The following is a 12939-nucleotide window of genomic DNA, read 5'->3' as shown; positions in this document are numbered from 1 at the left end:
GTCCGTTGCGTCAGTTCTTCAACCAGGCCAGGCGGTAGAGCTTCTGGTCGTTCAGGTAGAAGGCGTGGATGGTCTTGCGCACCACGTCGGAGTTTTTGTAGATGTCCAGGAAGCGGGCGATGCGCGGGTCGGCCGCGCGGTCGCTGCGGGCCACGAACTGGATGGCCCAGGAGTCGTCCTCGTAGCTGGTGTAGGCCAGGCCCTTGCTGGCATCGAAGGCCTTGGAGGCGATGATGAAATACGGAAAGCCCTGGGCCAGGTCCACGTCGGGCGTGGTGCGGGCCAGCTGCGGGCCCTCGATCTCCACGAACTGCAGCTTCCTGGGGTTGGAGACGATGTCCGCCTGGGTGCCCAGCAGCCCGGTGTCGGGGCGCAGCGTGATCAGGCCCGCGTGCTGCAGCAGGCGCAGGCCGCGGCCCACGTTGACGGGGTCGCTGGCAATGGCCACCTTGGCGCCCGTGGGCAGGTCGGCCAGGGATTTGTGGCGCGTGGAGTACAGGCCCAGGTAGGACAGGATGCCCGCCTGCACGCTGGTGAACTTGAAGCCCTTGCTGCGCGCTGCATTGGCCAGGTAGTTGCTGTTCTGGTAGTAGTTGAGGTCGATATCGCCCGCGTCCAGCGCCACGTTGGGCGTGGCCCAGTCGGTGAATTCCACCACCTGCACGTCCAGGCCCTGCTTCTTGGCCTCCTTGGCGGCGGCTTCCACCGAGTCCGCGAAGATGCCCGGCACCACGCCGATCTTCAGGGGCGCGGCCAGGGCGCTGCCCGCGAGCAGGGCAGCGCCCAGGAAGGCGGCCAGCCGGGGCCAGAGGGTAGGGGAGGTCGTTGTCATCATTGCATTCCTGTGTCGTTGATAAAGGTCAGAGCGCGCCATGGCGCGGCGGGCGTATGCCGTTGAGCACGTAGTTGCCCACGGCGTGGTATTTCCAGCGCACGGGGTCGTGCAGGGTGTGGGTGCGCGCGTTGCGCCAGAAGCGGTCCAGGCCCTGTCCCGCCAGGGTGGAGGCCGTGCCCGCCAGCTCGAACAGCTTGCTGCCCGCCAGCAGGCTGGCGCTGGTGCTCAGCGCCTTGGCCTGGGCCACGGCCACCGAGGCAGCGGCCACGCTGTCGTCCGTGGGCGCGCGCTGGGCGGCGTCCACGGCCAGGGCCGCGCGGGCCACCAGGGCATCGGCGGCGCGCAGGCGCACGTGGACATTGCCCAGTTGCTGCAGCAGCAGCGGGTCCTGCGTGGCGCTGGCCACGCCCGCGTCCACCCAGGGCCGCGCATGCTCGCGGATGAAGGGCAGGGCGGCCTGCAGCGCGCCGTGGCCAATGCCCGCGTCCAGGGCGGCATGGATGATCTGGGCAAAGGGGCCGATGGTGGTGGGCCGCTCGAAGGAACTGGTGAAGGGCACCACCCATTCGGGCTCCACGCGCACGCGGTCGAACTGCACGGAGCCGCTGCCCGTCACGCGCTGGCCGAAGCCGTCCCAGTCGTCGGTGACGGTGACGCCGGCCGCATCGCGCGGGATGAAGACCAGATACATGCGCTCGCCGTGCCCCGGCGCCTCTTCCTGCGCGCTGACCAGGGTGGGAATCCAGTGCGCGAACAGGGCGCCCGTGCAATAGAACTTGCGCCCCTGCACGAACCAGCCGCCGCTGTCGCGCAGCAGCCGGGTGCGGCGCTGGAAGTCGCGGTGGCCGATCTCGGCCAGCGCATTGCCCAGGCGCTCGCCGCGCAGCACACGGTCATAGAAGAAGGCCTTTTGCGCGGGCGATCCGCCCACGCGCAGCACTTCCAGCGAGTAGTAGTGGTTCTGCGGAATGTGGCCGAAGTTGCCATCGGCCGCCGCAATCAGGGCAATGGCCCGCGTCAGCGTGGCCGTGGACACGCCCGCGCCGCCGTACTCCCGGGGAATGGTGATGCCCCACAGGCCGCTCTGGCTGAACTGCTCCACCTCCTGCCAGGGCAGCAGGCGGTCGCGGTCGCGCGCCAGCGCGCCGGGGGCGATGAGGGCGGCAAAACTGCGGGCCGCTTCCAGCGCCTCGGCCTCGCTGCCGATGATGTGGGCGGGCCGGGCCGGAGGCGCTGCGGGAGCGGGCTGGCTGCCCGGCGTGGAGGCCAGGGCCTGCAGCTCTTGGGTCGATGTCTGTGTCATGGCGGTCAGTTCCACTGGTGGCGGCGCGGCAGGGCGCCGTTGAGCAGGTAGTTGCCCAGCAGGTGGTATTTCCAGCGCACGGGGTCGTGCAGCGTGTGCACGCGGGCGTTGCGCCAGTGGCGGTCCAGGCGGTGGGCAGCGCGGCTGGCCGAGGAGCCGGCCAGCGCGAACAGGTGCTCGCCGGCCTGCAGCGCGGCCTCGGTGGTGAGGATCTTGGCCTCGGCCACGGCCACCGAGGCCTGGGCGCTGGCCTGCTCGTCCACCGCGCCACCCGCCGCTGCAGCAAGCGTATCCAGCGTGCGCGCGGCCTCCAGCAGCACGGCATAGGCCGCATCCACCTCGATCTGCAGCTGGCCGACCTCGTGGATGAGGTGGGGATCGTCGCTGGCGCGCGCCACGCCCGAGTCCATCCAGGGCCGGCTCTTGTCGCGCACGAAGTCCACCGCGTCGCGCAGCGCGCCCTGGGCAATGCCCGCGTCGATGGAGGCCTGGATCAGCTGCGACACCGGGCCGGACAGCGAGGGCGTGGCCTCGAACTGCCAGGCAGGCACCACGTCCTCGGGCTGTACCTGCACCTGGTCCAGCTGCACGCTGCCGCTGGCCGTGGTGCGCTGGCCGAAGGAATCCCAGTCGTCGAACACGGTCACGCCCGGCGCATCGCGCCGCACCCAGACCTGCACGATGCGGCCCTCCTCGTCCTGGGCACGGAAGGGCACCCAGTGCGCGAAGGCCGAGCCCGTGGAGTAAAAGCGCGTGCCGCTGACGCGCAGGCCGCCTGCCGCATCGCGCGACAGGCGCGCCGTGGCCTCCAGCACATGCGCGGCGCGCCCCTTGCGTTCCGGCCCGGCATTGCCCAGGCGGTGGCCGGCCAGCACGTCGGCGAACCAGCGGCGCTTCTGGGGCTCGCTGCCCATGTCCCGCAGGTTCTGCAGCACGGCGAAATGGTTCTGCGGAATCTGGCCCAGCGAAGGGTCGGCCGCGCACAGCGTGACGAAGACCTGGGCCAGCGTCTCGTACGAGGCGCCCAGGCCGCCGTAGGCGCGGGGCACGGTGATGGCGCCCAGCCCGCTGGCCGTGTGGCGCTCGATTTCCTGCCAGGGCAGGCGCCGCTCATGGTCGCGGGCGGCTGCGTCCACGCGCCATTCATCGGCCAGGGCCTGGGCGGCCTGCAGGGCCTCGGCCTCGCTGGTGATGCGGTGCGGTGTGGAGGGCGGCAGGGGCAGGCGCCGCAGCGCCCCGCCCGGGGTGTGGTGTGTGTTGCCGGGCAAGGCTGCGCCCAGGGCATCCGGTGTGGTCATTCCGTGCCTCGTTGCTGAGTCGGTGGGGAGAGGGCCGCCAGGCGGCGGCCCCGGAGGGAAAGGCGTGGTGCCTGTTTTCAGCGTCAGCGGCTGCGCAGCCGGCGCACGTAGCGGTCGCCCAGCACCTGGACCACGGTGACCAGCGCGATCAGCACGGCAATCACCAGCAGCATCACCTGGGTGTCAAAGCGCTGGTAGCCGTAGCGGATGGCCAGGTCGCCCAGGCCGCCCGCGCCCACGGCGCCGGCCATGGCCGAGGAGCTGATCAGCGCCACCAGGGTGATGGTGAAGCCGCCCACGATGCCGGGCAGGGCCTCGGGCAGGTAGACGTGGCGCACGATGTCCCACTTGCGGCAGCCCATGGCCTGGGCGGCTTCGATGAGGCCGGGATCGACCTCGCGCAGGCTGACCTCGACGATGCGCGCGAAGAACGGCGTGGCGCTGATGGCCAGCGGCACGATGGCCGCCCACACGCCGATGGTGGTGCCCGTCACCAGCCGCGTGAACGGGATCAGCGCCACCAGCAGCACGATGAAGGGCGTGGCACGGAAGCCGTTGATCACGCTGCCCAGCGCGCGGTGCGTGCGCGGCGAGGCCAGGAAGCCGCCGGGCGCGGTGACGATGAGCAGCACCGCCAGCGGAATGCCCGCTGCCAGCGCGATGCCGCCCGAGACGCCGACCATCATCAGCGTGTCGGCCAGCGCGTTGCCGTAGCGCTCAATGGGAATGGACAGATTCAGCGACATATCCGAGATCCTTGATGTCATGCGCAATGGCCGCCGGGCCCTGCGTCAATGTGTGCCAGTCATGCGCGGCCGTGCCGCCGCCCAGCGCGATCAGCAGCTGCCCCTGGGCATGGCCCTGGATGCGGTCCACGCCGCCATGCAGCAGGCGCACCCGGCCGCCCAGGGCCTGGGCGATGCGCGGGAAGTCGGGCTCCAGCCCGTCCTCGCCGCGGTAGGCCAGCTGCAGGATGCGTTCGTGGCGGCCTGCGGGCGCGGTGCTCAGCAGGCGCTGGCGCAGGTCGTCGGGCAGGCCGTGCTGCAGCGGTGCCAGCAGGGCGCGCGTGGCCGGGTGCTGCGGGTTGCCGAAGACCTTCCAGACCTCGCCCAGCTCTGCGATGCGGCCCTGCTCCAGCACCAGCACGCGGTCGGCGATCTCGCGGATCACGCTCATCTCGTGCGTGATCAGGACGATGGTGATGCCCAGCTTGCGGTTGATGGTGCGCAGCAGCTCCAGGATGGACTGCGTGGTCTCGGGGTCCAGGGCCGAGGTGGCCTCGTCGCACAGCAGGATCTCGGGGTCGGTGGCCAGGGCGCGGGCAATGCCCACGCGCTGCTTTTGCCCGCCCGACAGCCGGCTCGGATAGGTGCCAGCCTTCTCCTGCAGGCCCACCAGGGCCAGCAGCTCATTGACCCGCGCATTGATGCGTGCGCGCGGCAGGCCCGCCACCTGCAGGGGCAGGGCCACGTTGTCATGCACCGTCTTGGCCGACAGCAGGTTGAAGTGCTGGAAGATCATGCCGATGCGCCGGCGCAGCTGCACCAGCTGCGATTCGTCCAGCGTGCCGATGTCCACGCCGTCGACCCGCACCTGGCCGCTGCTGGGCTGCTCCAGCCGGTTGATGGTGCGCAGCAGGCTGGACTTGCCCGCGCCGCTGCGCCCGATGATGCCGAAGATGCTGCCCGGCGCGATCTCCAGGCTGATCGCGTCCAGCGCCTGTACGGGTCCTGCCGAAGACTGGTAGGTCTTGCCCACGCCGCTGAAGGCCACGGCGCCGGGTCCGCGGATGGATTCCCGCGTGCTGCCGGCCGCTGCCGATGAGCGCCTGCCCGCCTCATGGGCCGGCCTGTCCGCCAGGGGCTGCCTGGCTGCAATGCTGGTTGACATGGCTGAAGTCCTCCCCGTGCCGCTCAGGGCTTGACCCAGGCCAGGTTGTACAGGCGCTTGTCGTTGGAGAAGGCGCGCTGGGCCTCGGCCTTCACCGCATCGGAGTTCTGGTAGATGCGGATGAACTTCTGCACCACGGGGTCCTGCGTGCGGTTGGCCTTGACCACGAACTGGATGGAAAAGCGCGCATCCTCGATGCCCGAATACGCAAGCCCGCTGGACGGATCGAAGGCCTTGGCCGCCACGATGAAGTGCGGGTAGCCCTGGGCGATGTCCACGTCGCCCGTGATGCGCACCAGCTGCGGCCCCTCGACCTCGACGAAGCTGAGCTTCTTGGGGTTCTCGACGATGTCATTCAGGCTGCCCAGGTAGCCCACGCCGGGCTTGAGCTTGACCAGCCCCACCTTCTGCAGCAAGAGCAGGCCGCGCCCCTGGTTCACGGGGTCGTTGGCAATGCCCACCTTGCCGCCCTGCGGCACCTGGGCGATGGCCTTGTGCTTGAGCGAGTACAGGCCCACGTTGGCCAGGATGCCCGTGCCCGCGCTGGCCAGCTTGTAGCCGTTCTTCTGGATGGCGTTGTCCAGGAAGGGCTGGTGCTGGAAGTAGTTGATGTCCAGGTCGCCCGAGTCCACGGCCACGTTGGGCGTGGTCCAGTCGGTGAACTCCACCACCTGCACATCGATGCCCTGGGCCTTGGCCTCCCTGGCGGCCACGGCCACCGAGTCGGCGTAGGCGCCGGGCACCACGCCGATGCGCAGCTTGTCGGCAGCGTGGGCGGAGAACAGGGCCAGGGCGGCCAGCGGGGCGATCAGGGCACGGGAAAGCTTCATCGGGATCTCCGGAAAAAAAGGTTCGAAAAAGGCAGGAAGGGGCCGCGTCACGGCTTGCGCCACGGCAGGCTGTACAGCCTGTCGTTGGCGGCGAATGACTTGTGGATCTGCGCCTGCACGGCGCCCGAGGTCTGGTAGATGCGCACGAACTGCGCAATGCGCGGGTCCCGGGCGTTGTCCTGGCGCGAGACGAAGCGGATGGCGTAGTACAGGTCGTCAATGCCCGAATACAGCAGCGCATTGCCGGCCACCTGCGGCCGCCCGGCGTTGACGAAGTGGGCCGGGTAGCCCTGGGCCAGGTCCACATCGTCCAGCGCGCGCACCAGCTGCGGCCCTTCGATCTCGACAAAGCGCAGCCTGCGCGGGTTGGACACGATGTCGTCCAGCCCCGCGCGCGGGCCCTTGCCTTCGCGCAGCTGGATCAGGCCGGCCTTCTCCAGCAGCAGCAGGCCGCGCCCCTGGTTGACGGGGTCGTTGGCCACGCCGACGCGCGCACCCTCCTTCAGGTCGGCAAAGCGCTGGGTCTTGAGCGAGTACAGGCCGATGTTGGGCAGCAGGCCCGTGGCCACGCTGGTGAAGGCATAGCCGCGCTCGCGGATGGCGTTGTCCAGGAAGGCCTGGTGCTGGAAGTAGTTGAGGTCGATGTCGCCGGCCGCCAGCGCCGTGTTGGGCGTGGTCCAGTCGGTGAACTCGATGACCTGCACGTCCAGCCCCTGGGCGCGCGCCTCCTTGGCGGCGACCTCCACGGAGTCGGCCAGCGAGCCGGGCGTGACGCCTATCTTCAGCGCGGCGGCCGCCGCAAGGCCGGGCAGCGCCAGCGTGGCGGCGAGCGACCAGAGCAATGTGTTTCTGCGCGTGGGCAAGGCGTGGTTCCTCCAGCTCGGCCAGGCCCGGCGCCGGCGCCCACATGGCGCCTGCCGGCATGGCCTCTGAAGGCATTGCAACACCCGGCCCCGGCGCGCACCACGACGGAATTCACATTTCCTTATAGCGAGCCATGCGCGGCGCAAGGCATTGATCGCAAAGGAAATTTTGCACAGGCAAGATTGAGCTTATGCCCGCGCGAAATATGGCACCGCGCCGGCTGCGCAGGCTTGCGGCAGCCAGGGAGGCCTGCCGCGCTCGCAGGATCAAGCGCCCTGTTGCGCCTTCATCCTCGTCCAGGCCTTGAAGAGGATGGACTGCAGGCTGGCGCGCTCGCCCTCGTCCAGGTAGTCGACCAGGGACTCGCACATGCGCCAGAAGGCCGGCAGCGCGCGGGCCAGCACCTCGCGGCCCTGGTCGGTGAGCGCCAGGTCGAAGCTGCGGCGGTCTTCCTGGCTGAGGCTGCGCGCCAGCAGCGAGCGCTTTTCCAGCCAGTCCAGCAGGCCCGTCACCGACGAGCGCGTCACGCCGACGTAGCTGGCGATATAGGACGGCGTGACCACCGTGTCGCCCAGCAGCCCGCGCTCGGCCAGGCCGAAGATCATGAGCACGTCGAGCTTGCTCTCGGACAGGCCGAACGCCTGCAGCGATGCGTTGGCGCGCTGCTCCACATCGTCGGCCAGCCACAGCAGCAGCAGGCCCAGGCCGGCGGCCGGCGTGTCGGTGCCGGGCTGCGCGGTCTCGGCCATCAGGGCCAGGTGCGGGCGCAGCGCTTCGGGGGCGTTGGCGAGGGGGGTGGAGTCGGGGGCCGGTGCGGCAGCGGTCTTGCGCGGACTCATTGGAGTGGATGGAAGCGGTTGAGGCCGGGATGAAGCCGGGAGAAGAAAGGGCGGTTGATTTTACGGCTTTCATATATTACGCTTTATGTATAGTACGTTAATCGTATTATTTGGCAGCACACAAATATGCAAGGACATCCCATGCCCATCAAAGTTCTGGAACTCCACCATGTCGGGTTCGGCGTCAACCACGCCCAGGCCGACGCCATGCTCGACTTCTACCGCGAAGTGCTGAACCTGCCCCAGGACGCCGCGCGCTGGAAGATCCCCGGCATCTACGGCTCCTGGATCAACCTGCCCAACGGCAGCCAGTTGCACATCCTCGGCAGCGAGGGGCCGTCGCGCTATGCGCAGGGCCCGGGCAAGGACCCTGTGTCCAACCACATCGCGCTGGCCGTGGACGACATCCTCGGCGCCGAGCAGGAGCTGCAGGCGCGCGGCGTCGATTACTTCACGCTGGACAACGTGGCATCGCCCAGCCTCAAGCAGCTGTTCCTGCGCGACCCGGCCGGCAACCTGGTGGAACTGCACCAGTCCAATGCGCGCGCCCCGGGCATCGCCCAGGCCGAGCAGGACGCGGCGCGCGCCGGCAACGAGTGACGCGACGCCCTCCCTTTTTCCCTTCCCCTCCGGATTCCCATGTACTTTGAAATGCAATCGCTCAACAGCGAGCAGCGCAGCAACATCCTGCACTCCCTGGTTCTGCCCCGTCCCATCGCCTGGATCAGCTCGGTGGACGGGGACGGCACGGTCAACGTCGCGCCGTTTTCCTTCTTCAACGCCATGTCGGGCGATCCGCCGCTGCTGTGCGTGTGCATCGGCTCGCGCCAGGGGGTGCTCAAGGACACGGCGCGCAACATCGCGGCCACGGGCGAGTTCGTGGTGAACCTGGTGTCCGAGCCGCTGGCGCGCCGCATGGCGGTGACGGCCATAGAGTTCGGCGCGCAGGTGGACGAGTCGGCCCAGGCCGGCCTGGTCCTGGGCGATGCCCGGCGCGTCAAGGCGCCGCGCATCGTGGACAGCCCTGCGTCCTTCGAGTGCCGCGTGCGCCAGATCATCGATATCGACGGCGTGCGCAGCCTGGTGCTGGCCGACGTGCTGGCCGCCCATGTCATGGATGCGGCCGTGGTCGATGGCGAGCTCATGTACTTCGACCCCGCGCCCATGGAGCTGATCGCGCGGCTGCAGAACCCCGGCTGGTATGGCCGCGTGGGCGATGCCTTCCAGATGCCCACGCCCTCGGTGGCGCAGTGGGATGCCATGCAGCGCCAGGGCGTGTCCGACAGCTACCTGGCCTGGACCGACGATGGCGCCGCCGCGCGCTGAAGGGCCGCCCATGCTTGCGCAACACACCATAGACAGCCTGGCGGCCGAGCTGCACGCCAGCGAAAAAAGCCGCGTGCAGGTCCGGCACTTTTCCCGCCGCCATCCGGACATGACGGTGCAGGACGGCTACGCCATCTCGCGCGCCTGGATTCGGCTCAAGCGCGCCGAGGGCCGCACGGTCAGGGGCCACAAGATCGGCCTGACCTCGCGTGCCATGCAGCAGGCCGTGCAGATCACCGAGCCCGACTACGGCACCCTGCTGGACGACATGTTCTTCGAGCCCGGCGGCGACATTCCCTTTGCGCGCTTCATCGCTCCGCGCGTGGAGGTGGAGCTGGCCTTCGTGCTGGGCCGCACGCTCAAGGGGCCGGGCGTCACCCTGTGCGATGTGCTGGCCGCCACCGACTGGGTGGTGCCCGCCGTGGAAATCATCGACGCCCGCATCGAGCAAAAGGACCGCGATACCCAGGCCATGCGCACGGTGCGCGACACCATCGCCGACAACGCGGCCAATGCCGGCATCGTCATGGGCGGGCGGCCCGTGCGCCCAGACGCGGTGGACCTGCGCTGGGTGTCGGCGCTGCTGCAGCGCAACGGCGTGATCGAGGAATCCGGCGTGGCGGCCGCCGTGCTCAACCATCCGGCCACGGGCGTGGCCTGGCTGGCCAACCGGCTCGCGCAATGGGATGAGCAGCTGGACGCAGGCCAGGTGGTGCTGGCCGGCTCGTTCACGCGGCCCGTCACGGCCCAGGCCGGCGACAGCTTCCATGTGGACTACGGGCCGCTGGGCTCCATTGCCTGGCGCTTTGCCTGAGCTTCGTCCGCAGTGCGGCGATGGTGTCGCCTGCGGCACAGTCCGCAGGCCCGGCGCGTCGCCGACAATGCAGCGGCGCCGCCCGCCACCGGTGCGCGGGCGGCGGCTGCAATACATGCACTACAGGATGGACAAGCAATGGAGATGAAGAACGCAAAGACGGCCGTGGTCACGGGCGGAGGAACCGGCGTGGGCAAGGCCGTGGCGCTGGCCCTGGCGGGCGCGGGCTACCAGGTGGTGGTGGCGGGCCGCCGCCAGGCGCCGCTGGATGAGACCTGCGCCGAGGCCCAGGCAAAGTACGGCGCGGGCGAGCGCATGCTGGGCATTGCCACCGATGTCAGCGACCCGGCTGCCGTGGAGCAGCTGTTCGCGCGCACGGTGCAGCGCTTCGGTCGCGTGGACCTGCTGTTCAACAACGCCGGCCGGGGCAATCCGCCCGGCTCCTTCCTGGACTGGACGCCCGAGCAGTGGCGCGAGGTGGTCGATGTCAACCTCAACGGCATGTTCTATTGCCTGCAGCAGGCGTTTCGCACCATGCGCGACCAGTCGCCGCGCGGCGGCCGCATCATCAACAACGGCTCCATCTCCGCGCATGCGCCGCGCCCCAATTCCAGTGCCTACACGGCCACCAAGCATGCCGTCATGGGCCTGACCAAGACCGCTGCGCTGGACGGCCGTGCCTACGACATCGCCGTGGGCCAGATCGACATCGGCAATGCCATGACCGAGCTGGCATCGCGCATGGCCAAGGGCGTGCCCCAGGCCAATGGCGAGATCGCGGTGGAGCCGCTGATCGACGCGGATGTGGTGGGCCAGTCCGTGCTCTACATGGCCAGCCTGCCGCTGGAGGCCAATGTGCTGTTCCACACGGTGATGGCCACCAAGATGCCCTTCGTGGGCCGGGGCTGAAACGGCAAAGGCAGGCCCTCAGGCCTGCACGCGGCGGCTCGCCGTCTCGGACGGGAGCTCGCCGAAGCGGCTGCGGTACTGGGCCGCGAAGTGGCCCAGGTGCAGGAAGCCGTATTTCTGCGCCACGTCGCGCACGCCGGAGCCGGCTGCGGCGCCCGGGCCCTTGGCTGCCTGGAGTTCGGCGCGCACCCGGTCCAGCCGCAGCTGGCGCAGGAAATCCATGGGCCCCATGCCCGCGTGCTGGCGGAAGGCGGCCTGCAGCGTGCGCGCGCTGCAGCCGGCCTCGCGGCAGACATCGGCCAGCGACAGGGGCTGGTCGGCATGGGCCTGCATGTACTCCTGGGCCTTGCGCACGCCGCGCGGCAGCAGGCTGCGCCGGCTGTCCCCGGCCAGTGCGCGGCTGTGGCTGTGCGTGGCCGACATCAGCAGGCTGGTCAGCAGGTATTCCTCCGCATGCCGGGCCAGCGCCTGTGTGGCCTGCAGGGCGTTGCCCGCATCCAGCGTGTGCCGCAGGCAGTCGATGAAATGCACCAGCGGTGCCAGCGCCGGCTGGTCCAGCGGCACGCCCAGATCGAACACCAGGGGCCGGCCTGCGGGCGCCTGCAGCAGCGCCTCCAGCCGCGCCACCAGGGCGGGGCGGGCCATGCGCACGATCAGGTGCGGGCTGTCGTCGGCCCAGCGCATGGACAGCGGCTCGGTCGGCGAGGGCAGGGAGGCCAGGCGCGGCGTGGCATCCACCTGCTGCGCGCCGCAGCGGATCTCGGCACTGCCGCGCAGGGGAATCTGCAGCAGGAAGAAGTCCCGCAGGTAGCCGGGCTCGATGTGCACGCCGGGGCCGTACTGCACATAGTTCAGGCTGACGTTGCGGGAAAGCGGCGCGCTGTGGTGGCAGGCGTCCAGCTCGGCGCGCGGGCGCAGCATGCCCAGGCCATGCGGACAGAAGACGCGCGCCACGCTTTCGCGGGCCTCGTCCATGTCGTGGCTCTCGAAAAGCCGGTAGCGCTGCAGGGGCAGCGGTGTGTGCATGGCGTGTTCCATAGGCTGGGCAGAACGTAGCAAAAACCACCCGCTCCCACAATTCGGACCATTCCCCGGGAGCCAATTTCTGCGCGCCAGGGACAGTGCCTGCGCTTGCCGGATGCCTGCGCGGCCCGGGCCCCCGTAACGTGTGCTGCACAGGCCAGCCCGGCCTGGCATCCACACGGGAGAACAAGCGTTATGTTCAAGGGACTCGAAGGCAAAAGCGCCATCGTCACCGGCGGCTCCACCCTGATAGGCGCCGGCGTGGTGCGTGCGCTGCACGCGGCCGGCGTGAAGGTGGTCATTGCCGACATCGATGCCGACAACGGCCAGGTGCTGGCCGATGCGCTGGGCGAGGGCGCGCTTTTCGTGCGCACCGACATCACCGACGACGCGCAGGTCGCCGCCTGCGTTCAGCAGGCATGCAGCCGGCACGGCGGCGTGCACATCCTGGTCAACCTGGCCTGCTCCTATGTGGATGAGGGCCTGCAGTCGCCGCGTGCCGACTGGCTGGCCTCGTTCAACGTGAACGTGGCCAGCGCCGTGGCCATGCTGCAGGCCGTGCACCCGCACATGGTGGCCGCCGGTGGCGGGGCCGTGGTGAACTTCACCAGCATCTCCTCCGAGGCCGCGCAGACGGGTCGCTGGCTCTACCCGGCCAGCAAGGCGGCCATGAAGCAGCTCACGCGCAGCATGGCCATGGACCTGGCGGCCGATGGCATCCGCGTCAACAGCGTCTGCCCGGGCTGGACCTGGTCGGCGGTGATGGACCGGCTCAGTGGCGGCGACCGCGCCAAGACCGACCGCGTGGCCGCGCCCTTTCACCTGCTGGGCCGCGTGGGCGATCCGCATGAGGTGGCCCAGGTGGTGCTGTTCCTGTGCTCGGACCATGCCAGCTTCGTGACGGGGGCCGACTATGCGGTGGACGGCGGCTACGGCGCCATGGGGCCCGAGCGCGCCGTGGCCGCCATTCCCCAATTGATGGACTAGTACGCAGTACGGACACGGAGC

At 69.6% G+C, this 12939-nt stretch carries 14 protein-coding genes; 5 read left to right on the top strand and 9 right to left on the bottom strand.

Annotated elements, in window-relative coordinates:
* Positions 1 to 10: 10 nt before the first annotated feature.
* The 8 genes from HFGMBDPB_RS24375 to HFGMBDPB_RS24340 all read right to left on the bottom strand — a co-directional run bounded on the left by HFGMBDPB_RS24375 (position 11) and on the right by HFGMBDPB_RS24340 (position 7859).
* A complete protein-coding gene (locus HFGMBDPB_RS24375; RefSeq protein ID WP_012203704.1) occupies positions 11 to 835 on the bottom strand; it encodes a MetQ/NlpA family ABC transporter substrate-binding protein in 825 nt (274 codons plus the stop codon).
* Between the two features lie 25 nt (positions 836 to 860).
* A complete protein-coding gene (locus tag HFGMBDPB_RS24370; RefSeq protein ID WP_046988047.1) occupies positions 861 to 2138 on the bottom strand; it encodes an SfnB family sulfur acquisition oxidoreductase in 1278 nt (425 codons plus the stop codon).
* Positions 2139 to 2143: 5 nt separating this feature from the next.
* Positions 2144 to 3436: an SfnB family sulfur acquisition oxidoreductase gene (locus HFGMBDPB_RS24365; protein WP_212646463.1), complete on the bottom strand. Its 1293-nt coding sequence runs from the start codon at positions 3434 to 3436 to the stop codon at positions 2144 to 2146.
* 83 nt (positions 3437 to 3519) lie between these two features.
* Positions 3520 to 4182, bottom strand: a complete 663-nt coding sequence (locus tag HFGMBDPB_RS24360) for a methionine ABC transporter permease (protein ID WP_012203707.1) — start codon at positions 4180 to 4182, stop codon at positions 3520 to 3522.
* The gene (locus tag HFGMBDPB_RS24355; RefSeq protein ID WP_212646462.1) at positions 4154 to 5326 is read right to left on the bottom strand and encodes a methionine ABC transporter ATP-binding protein; all 1173 of its coding nucleotides are present in this window, start codon (positions 5324 to 5326) and stop codon (positions 4154 to 4156) included. The genes HFGMBDPB_RS24360 and HFGMBDPB_RS24355 overlap by 29 nt, the downstream gene beginning before the upstream one ends.
* 23 nt (positions 5327 to 5349) lie before the next feature.
* Positions 5350 to 6156 carry a MetQ/NlpA family ABC transporter substrate-binding protein gene (locus HFGMBDPB_RS24350; RefSeq protein WP_016454128.1) on the bottom strand — a complete coding sequence of 269 codons (807 nt, stop codon included), beginning with the start codon at positions 6154 to 6156 and terminating at the stop codon, positions 5350 to 5352.
* Positions 6157 to 6203: 47 nt separating this feature from the next.
* Positions 6204 to 7019: a MetQ/NlpA family ABC transporter substrate-binding protein gene (locus tag HFGMBDPB_RS24345; RefSeq protein WP_016449091.1), complete on the bottom strand. Its 816-nt coding sequence runs from the start codon at positions 7017 to 7019 to the stop codon at positions 6204 to 6206.
* Between the two features lie 267 nt (positions 7020 to 7286).
* On the bottom strand, positions 7287 to 7859 hold the full coding sequence (locus HFGMBDPB_RS24340; protein ID WP_016454129.1) for a MarR family winged helix-turn-helix transcriptional regulator: 573 nt from the start codon (positions 7857 to 7859) through the stop codon (positions 7287 to 7289).
* 141 nt (positions 7860 to 8000) lie between these two features.
* Here HFGMBDPB_RS24340 and HFGMBDPB_RS24335 point away from each other — a divergent pair, with 141 nt between their 5' ends.
* The 4 genes from HFGMBDPB_RS24335 to HFGMBDPB_RS24320 all read left to right on the top strand — a co-directional run bounded on the left by HFGMBDPB_RS24335 (position 8001) and on the right by HFGMBDPB_RS24320 (position 10908).
* A complete protein-coding gene (locus HFGMBDPB_RS24335) occupies positions 8001 to 8459 on the top strand; it encodes a VOC family protein (RefSeq protein ID WP_012203712.1) in 459 nt (152 codons plus the stop codon).
* Positions 8460 to 8498: 39 nt separating this feature from the next.
* The gene (locus HFGMBDPB_RS24330) at positions 8499 to 9185 is read left to right on the top strand and encodes a flavin reductase family protein (RefSeq protein ID WP_209802696.1); all 687 of its coding nucleotides are present in this window, start codon (positions 8499 to 8501) and stop codon (positions 9183 to 9185) included.
* A gap of 10 nt (positions 9186 to 9195) precedes the next feature.
* Positions 9196 to 9999, top strand: coding sequence for a 2-oxo-hept-4-ene-1,7-dioate hydratase (gene hpaH / locus HFGMBDPB_RS24325; protein ID WP_209802694.1), 804 nt, complete (start codon positions 9196 to 9198; stop codon positions 9997 to 9999).
* Positions 10000 to 10137: 138 nt separating this feature from the next.
* Complete coding sequence (locus HFGMBDPB_RS24320) at positions 10138 to 10908, top strand: SDR family oxidoreductase (protein ID WP_013803947.1); 771 nt, start codon at positions 10138 to 10140, stop codon at positions 10906 to 10908.
* A gap of 18 nt (positions 10909 to 10926) precedes the next feature.
* Here the strand turns inward: HFGMBDPB_RS24320 and HFGMBDPB_RS24315 are convergent, their stop codons facing one another.
* Complete coding sequence (locus tag HFGMBDPB_RS24315) at positions 10927 to 11934, bottom strand: AraC family transcriptional regulator (protein WP_016449087.1); 1008 nt, start codon at positions 11932 to 11934, stop codon at positions 10927 to 10929.
* Positions 11935 to 12126: 192 nt separating this feature from the next.
* Between HFGMBDPB_RS24315 and HFGMBDPB_RS24310 the strand changes: the two genes are divergently transcribed.
* On the top strand, positions 12127 to 12918 hold the full coding sequence (locus HFGMBDPB_RS24310) for an SDR family oxidoreductase (protein ID WP_012203717.1): 792 nt from the start codon (positions 12127 to 12129) through the stop codon (positions 12916 to 12918).
* Positions 12919 to 12939: the final 21 nt, after the last annotated feature.

Source organism: Delftia sp. PE138, from assembly GCF_018320755.1.
Lineage (GTDB): Bacteria > Pseudomonadota > Gammaproteobacteria > Burkholderiales > Burkholderiaceae_C > Comamonas > Comamonas tsuruhatensis.
This window is presented reverse-complemented; position numbering and strand designations above follow the sequence as displayed.

Bases quoted from the DNA above. Each gene is read 5' to 3' on its own strand.
- HFGMBDPB_RS24375 (WP_012203704.1), bottom strand. From the start codon at position 835: ATGATGACAACGACCTCCCCTACCCTCTGGCCCCGGCTGGCCGCCTTC.
- HFGMBDPB_RS24370 (WP_046988047.1), bottom strand. From the start codon at position 2,138: ATGACACAGACATCGACCCAAGAGCTGCAGGCCCTGGCCTCCACGCCG.
- HFGMBDPB_RS24365 (WP_212646463.1), bottom strand. From the start codon at position 3,436: ATGACCACACCGGATGCCCTGGGCGCAGCCTTGCCCGGCAACACACAC.
- HFGMBDPB_RS24360 (WP_012203707.1), bottom strand. From the start codon at position 4,182: ATGTCGCTGAATCTGTCCATTCCCATTGAGCGCTACGGCAACGCGCTG.
- HFGMBDPB_RS24355 (WP_212646462.1), bottom strand. From the start codon at position 5,326: ATGTCAACCAGCATTGCAGCCAGGCAGCCCCTGGCGGACAGGCCGGCC.
- HFGMBDPB_RS24350 (WP_016454128.1), bottom strand. From the start codon at position 6,156: ATGAAGCTTTCCCGTGCCCTGATCGCCCCGCTGGCCGCCCTGGCCCTG.
- HFGMBDPB_RS24340 (WP_016454129.1), bottom strand. From the start codon at position 7,859: ATGAGTCCGCGCAAGACCGCTGCCGCACCGGCCCCCGACTCCACCCCC.
- HFGMBDPB_RS24335 (WP_012203712.1), top strand. From the start codon at position 8,001: ATGCCCATCAAAGTTCTGGAACTCCACCATGTCGGGTTCGGCGTCAAC.
- HFGMBDPB_RS24330 (WP_209802696.1), top strand. From the start codon at position 8,499: ATGTACTTTGAAATGCAATCGCTCAACAGCGAGCAGCGCAGCAACATC.
- hpaH (WP_209802694.1), top strand. From the start codon at position 9,196: ATGCTTGCGCAACACACCATAGACAGCCTGGCGGCCGAGCTGCACGCC.
- HFGMBDPB_RS24320 (WP_013803947.1), top strand. From the start codon at position 10,138: ATGGAGATGAAGAACGCAAAGACGGCCGTGGTCACGGGCGGAGGAACC.
- HFGMBDPB_RS24315 (WP_016449087.1), bottom strand. From the start codon at position 11,934: ATGCACACACCGCTGCCCCTGCAGCGCTACCGGCTTTTCGAGAGCCAC.
- HFGMBDPB_RS24310 (WP_012203717.1), top strand. From the start codon at position 12,127: ATGTTCAAGGGACTCGAAGGCAAAAGCGCCATCGTCACCGGCGGCTCC.